Raw genomic sequence first — 6193 nt, forward strand, 5'->3', positions numbered from 1 at the left:
ATTTTTTAAATTCACACTTTGAGTGTGTCTTGATTATGTATAGGCCCTATCAAACTTATATTGACATCCATCAAATAAAAACCATTTGATGGATGCCACCCCCTTTTCCGGTGTTTATAACACCAGATCTCCCCCAACCAGCGTTGGCGTTCCAAATAACTGAATCTGGAACTCAGCCGCAGCATTTCCATTTACGTTAGCTTCCAGCAAACCTGTTGCGGAGTCATAACGCACCTGTCCACCGCCACTGAATGCAGCGTTTCCGATAAAGATAAACGCTTGATTGCCCGGAAACGCAGCCAATACATTCGCATCGATCGCGCTCAGATCGATCTTATCGATTCCCGTTTCAAAATCCATGATGGTGTCTCTATTGGCCGGATTGGAATGACCCACTGCTGCAAAATAGTCAAAGATATCCGCACCCGCTCCACCTATCAAAGTATCGGCGCCCGGTCCACCAATCAGCGTATCGGCGCCATTACCGCCATTGAGTATATCGATGCCGGCTCCACCATTCAGCGTATCGTTGCCATCACCGCCATTCAGCGTATCGAGTCCGGCTGCACCAACGAGCGTATTGTTGTTGCCGTTACCAATAATGATATTGGCTAAACCATTGCCCGTACCATTGATCGCATTTCCTCCGGTCAACGTGAGGTTCTCGACGTTGGCCAGAAGCGTGTAGGTCACCGGGCTTTGGACCGTATCGATACCTTGATTAAACAACTCGGTAATCGTGACCGGCGTATTGCTAATCACATACGTGTCGTTATTCAAACCACCGCGCAGTGTATCCGTACCGCCTCCGGCAATCAGCGTATCGTCACCCGCCAGACCGGTGAGTATGTTGTTGCCGGCGTTGCCGGTTAACACGTTGCTCACGTTATTGCCCGTGCCGTTAATGGCTGCGGCACCAGTAAGGGTCAGATTCTCCAGATTGAGACCCAGCGTATAGGTCACCGAGCTTTGAACGGTATCGATACCGCTACCGGCACCAGCAAGCTCTATAATCGTATCGGTCGTGGTGTTGACAGTATAAGTATCGTCACCGGGGCCGCCATTCAGGATATCCACACCATCCAAACCATCCAGCGTGTCGTTGCCAGCCAAGGCTAAAAGTACATCATTGCCAGCCGTACCGACCATGTTATCGTCGCCGTTCGTCCCGACAGTGACAATCCTGTCTGCAAACTGCAACCGCTCAACGTTGCGAATCCGATCGCTGCCATCATCGCCAACAGCCGGATTAGCATGATCAACGAATATAGTGCCGGTGGAATCAACATTCACAACATAGTTGGCAAATACATCTCCATACAATGCGGTATCAACCCCGGTACTGTTTGATAGAATCTCACGCACAATCACCAATTGATCGGGGCTGTACGTGCCGTTCTGCATTGCAGTACGCAGCGCAGGCGTCATGTTGGGGAAAGTTGCAACTTGCGTTGCAGGGTTATTCGGATCGGTACGCACGCTGATGCGGACGTTCAACCAGGCGTCGCCATCGATAAGGTCATCACCACCGCGGCCTTCAATCAAATCACTGCCACCGCCGCCCATCAAAATATTGCCGGCACTGAAACTCGTGGCTCCATTCAGAAACGCACTCAATCCGCTGATCATGCCAATACGTTCAGCAGCCGTATGCGTTCCATTGAGTGCATTGTTATTATCCAATGCGTTGTTTTGGTTGCCAGCGTTTGGATCTTGCAGCTCCAATTCGGTGCTGGTGCGATTGTCACCCCGTATGATGTCGTTATGATTCCATCCCGATGCCGCTTCAACCAGATCGAAACGATCCGCGGTATCCACAAAGGGGCCCGGAACGAGAAGCCGGGCGAGATCCACATTCGCGGCCACCGCACTGCCCACATTCGCAGTCCAGTCAAAACCGCTGCCGCCATCATTCCGGTCCGCACCGGCCAGGCCCATCATGATTTCATCACCGCCTTCGCCAATGAATTCGTCAAGGCCGCCGCTACCCACAAACACATCATTGCCGCGAATCGGATCGCGATTGAACGGATCAAAATTGTCACCGGTAGAACCATCGGCCGTTCCGGTTTGAATCCAGTCATCGCCTTCATTTCCCTGCATAACTTCATTCGGCGCATTGCCAAAAATGAAATCATTACCCGGCCCGGCAAAAACTTCCGAGATGTCATTTCCCGTTATAATAAAGTCATGCCCGGAACCGCCTAAAATCAAATTAATACCGGCACCACCGTTGATCACATCGTGACCATCGCCTCCTTTGATATTGTCGTCTCCGAAAACGTCGGTGATGATGTCATTGCCATCGCCTCCATTGAGTGAATCGTTACCCGCACCCCCTTCGATACGATCATTACCGCCATCGCCCCATACCGTGTCATCTCCCGCACCTGCACGCAGCCTGTCATTACCCTCCGTGCCGCCCATCACGATATGCTCTACACCATTGTAGCGAATGGTGTTAGGACCTAATGAAGTGTCTCTTCTAAGAAGTACAGCTTCATTATAAGGTGTATCAGGATCATTAATGATCGGCCCGCTGGGGTTCTGCGCGCCGGCTTCAAAAGTATAGGTCGGGGTTGAGAACACATCGAATGGCAGATGTTTTACATTCGGAAGGTTGCGCATGATCATTTCAGCAAAGGAGTTTTCTTCCAGTTGCGTGAGGAAATCAAGCCCGGCGGTACGCGCCAGATAGTAGAAACGATCACCGTTTTGCAGATTTTCCATTTGGGTTTCAAATACAAAATTGAACGTTGAACCCAATAACCCGCCAAAAGGCGCTTGCGCTTCTGCCAAGCCGCCAATCCAGAAATCGACAGAATCCAGTCCAGTGCCCGCTGTGTCGGTACTATCTATAAAGGTACCAGCAGGATCATTTATGAGTGCTTCCGCTGCGGCACGCTTTCCGGCATTGTCGGTAGCAGCGGCAATGGTTGGATGATTGCCATACGCCGCAATAAAGTTGACCAGCGATTCAGGATGCCGCAGTGCCGCGCCAAAATCGGCCCAGCTTTCATAGGGCGCCACGGCACTGAGACCGCTATCGTCAAAAAACATGCGGCGCGCATCGTTCAGCCCGGGAATACCGGTATCGCGGGCACGCGTCATGTTGATCGTCGGCAAATCGAGCGGTAATCCAACAAGATTGTTGCGCAACGCTTCGGTGACAAACTCATCGATTTCGTTACCAACTTGTTTGGTCATGCCTCTTACCACCGCTGCGGCCGCATCAAGGTTATTCGTGTAACCATCAGCAAACTCCACCGGATTCAAGAAGGCTTGAATCAATCCAATACTATCATCAGCACCACCCGCCTTCGTTCTAGCAACCGTCTCAGTCAGCATCGAATGACCGAAGCGATACACCACGTGGGCAAATTCGGCCATGATGGCAGGATCGATCGTGCTGTCATAACCAATAAAGACATCGACATTCGGTTGCACCTTGCGGGCAAATTCCTCGAATACCAAGTGTTGATATTGCATTTCAGTCGCAAAACGCGCGGCCTCAAACAATTTCTCACCATCCCATTGATTACCCGGACCCGACAGCTTCCATTGGTTGATGAATACGGGGTCACCACTCGTCGTAATCAAGTCTTTGATTTCTTCCACTTTCCGGTTATGCTCGGCATGAAACACGGTATGTACCGTGGTCAAACCAATATTTTCATTACCGCGGCCATCGCCGGTAATAAAGTGCGCATCCAGTAACTCACCATCGTACTCACCTGGCGCAGGTAGACCAGGATTGATGCCATTATCACCATCTTCTGTCTTCATGCTGCCATTGGAATTGCGTGGTGCTGCATTGTGCGCAATATCATCCAGAAAGGCATGACCGGTACGCACCACATTTGCCGGGATGTTTATCCCCAATCCACCGTTAGCAGCCGGATTACCTTCGAGTAAAACATTTCCCGGCATCACCAGTTGCGCATAACCATTGGCGCCTGGGATAAATTTTCCATACGTGTCGGTTGCCAGTAACGGCAGATTCGTTACATCGGCATCGGTCAAATTCAAACCCAGCATGGTATGGGCTTGCGCCTTAATATCGGCCCACGTAGCAAGCCCGCCCAAACCACCCGAACCTTCCAACATATTACCGGTTGAAACCGGATCACCTGTGTTTGGATTGATCGCATATTCGCGCAGGAACACCTGATGCGAAGGATGCGAGGTATAGGTTTGATTCTGATCCACAAACGGCGTTGTTTGGTTAATGTGATTGCGGCCATCATCACCAGTACCTATGACACCATCGTTGCCGGGCAGATTGGTCGCTCTGGTCACGGTCATGAAATTCGGCGCGCCCGGAGTAGGATCAAACAGCGGATCATCCGGTTGCAGCGGAATAAAAACGGTACCGCTTTGACCTTTATTCACCAAATCCAGGCCGTGATCAAAAAACTGGCCAAACAGCGTAAACCACGAATTGAACGGTGCGGATAATCCTTCATCGGGCGTAACATTTGGAATAAAATAAGTTTGAAAAGGCGTACCATCGAAGCGAATGCCGTCAACGATTTCCGCGCCGGCGGTGTTATTAAAGGCGCTTTCTGCGGCAGGATTAGTGGCTGTCTGATCAACAATCAGATTACTGATCAAACGCGGTTGCGAATCAAATACCAAGCCTGATGTCTGGTTATAATGGGTCGAAGTGCCAACTCCTTGACCAGGCGTTCCAAAGCCTGCAGGCACATCTTCCCCCGGTCTGAATTCCGGCGCCAGCAAACGCGGAAACACCCGGTCTGCCGCTCCGAACTGGCTCTGGCCATCTTCCAGATTGTTATAGGTGCCATCGACATTGCGCAACCCAAAAGGCAACAGCGGATCACCCACAATTCCTGGCAGTGCGTTAAAAATAGGATTCGGTAGTTGTTGTGCAGCGGAATCTGCATCAGCAATCGCTATCTGCTGAAGTAGAAAATCTAGATCGGTTCTGCTGAAATTTGCCATTTTATCTAACTCCCATATTTATTTATAAGCCGAGTAAGTTAAACACTTTTTACACTGTGTTGACTTACTCCACTTGAATTAGTAATTATTATTCACTCTCTTAAAATTTGAGAGAAAAACCATTGCTGACGTCCTATTCTTCAAATCAGATGTACTTTGCCACTGAGCAGATCACCGAACATCTAATTGATCACTCTGATCTATTGCAACGCTCTTACCTCCCTAATATTTTTTTATATACCAGCAGGATGAAATACCAAAACTTCAAAAAACTTTTCCAACCCTTTCATCCACCTTTCTTTTCCCTCTTTCTACAATAAAATAATATGCTTATGGCACTCAAAAAATAAGTGACACGCCGCAGCAATTTTCTAGGACACTTGTACTAAGTATGTACTATATTTTACAGGATTATTCCTATATTTCATGACAGTATTTTTATTTACAAATCAAATAGATGAGTGTTTATTGGATATGTGAAGAATGTGTGATGAAACCAAAAGGAAGGGAAGATTGGGTCGATTCAGAAATAAGAACTTAAGATGGTGAATGTTTTTGCGAATGGGGCGATAGCTTCAGTGGAGGTTTATTGAATTTATGACGCATCCTGTTAATAATATTCAATAGTGCCGGTTTTCCGATAATTCTGGCTTCCAGCTTACGCTTATTGGGAAAATCCAATAATGAAATCCCGATCAGCATGGTCAGCAACCCTTGTCCCGGTAGAAAAAGCATCAGGAAGCCTGCAATCAGAAATACAAAGCCGGCAATGTTTTTAACGATTAATCCGATAATGCGCAGTATTGGATGACGGTCTTTCATCCAGTAACGTGGAACGCGCAAATCAAAATAATCACTCGGCAAACGAATCAGAATCCATGGAATCGCAATCAAGGAAGCAATGAAGCCAATAATCGATGCGACCGTCAAACCGATCAATACATCGATAGATACCCACTGATGTATTATCGCGACGATATTTTCCAGCATGAAGAATTAACCCGATAAATTGAAAATCACTCGGATTGCTCCGAATAATTTGATGGAAGAAACGGTACTGTACTAATGGAAGAATTCCTGCCGCTTGTGAAAGCGGCAGGAACAATCATATCTACAACATCAAAGATTGAATCAAGGAACGATGCGATTGTTCAGAATTTCTCTGCTTGCGTTGTTCCAGGTTACATCAGTCAGGTTAGAGTAACGGGTGATAATCTGTGCTGCTATA

The 6193-nt window shown here is 48.2% G+C and carries 2 protein-coding genes and 1 pseudogene; all 3 read right to left on the reverse strand.

The features are described from left to right. Positions 1-114: 114 nt before the first annotated feature. A complete protein-coding gene (locus C4S39_RS14665) occupies positions 115-4965 on the reverse strand; it encodes a peroxidase family protein (protein ID WP_103967678.1) in 4851 nt (1616 codons plus the stop codon). A gap of 537 nt (positions 4966-5502) precedes the next feature. Then, entirely contained in the window at positions 5503-5955 is a 453-nt protein-coding gene (locus C4S39_RS14670) for a PGPGW domain-containing protein (RefSeq protein WP_103967679.1), read from the reverse strand. A 141-nt stretch (positions 5956-6096) separates the two neighbouring features. Next, positions 6097-6193: pseudogene (locus C4S39_RS15985) on the reverse strand (methane monooxygenase/ammonia monooxygenase subunit C); the annotation flags it as partial.

This window comes from Nitrosomonas ureae (genome assembly GCF_900108305.1).
In the GTDB taxonomy this organism is placed as follows: Bacteria; Pseudomonadota; Gammaproteobacteria; order Burkholderiales; family Nitrosomonadaceae; genus Nitrosomonas; species Nitrosomonas ureae_B.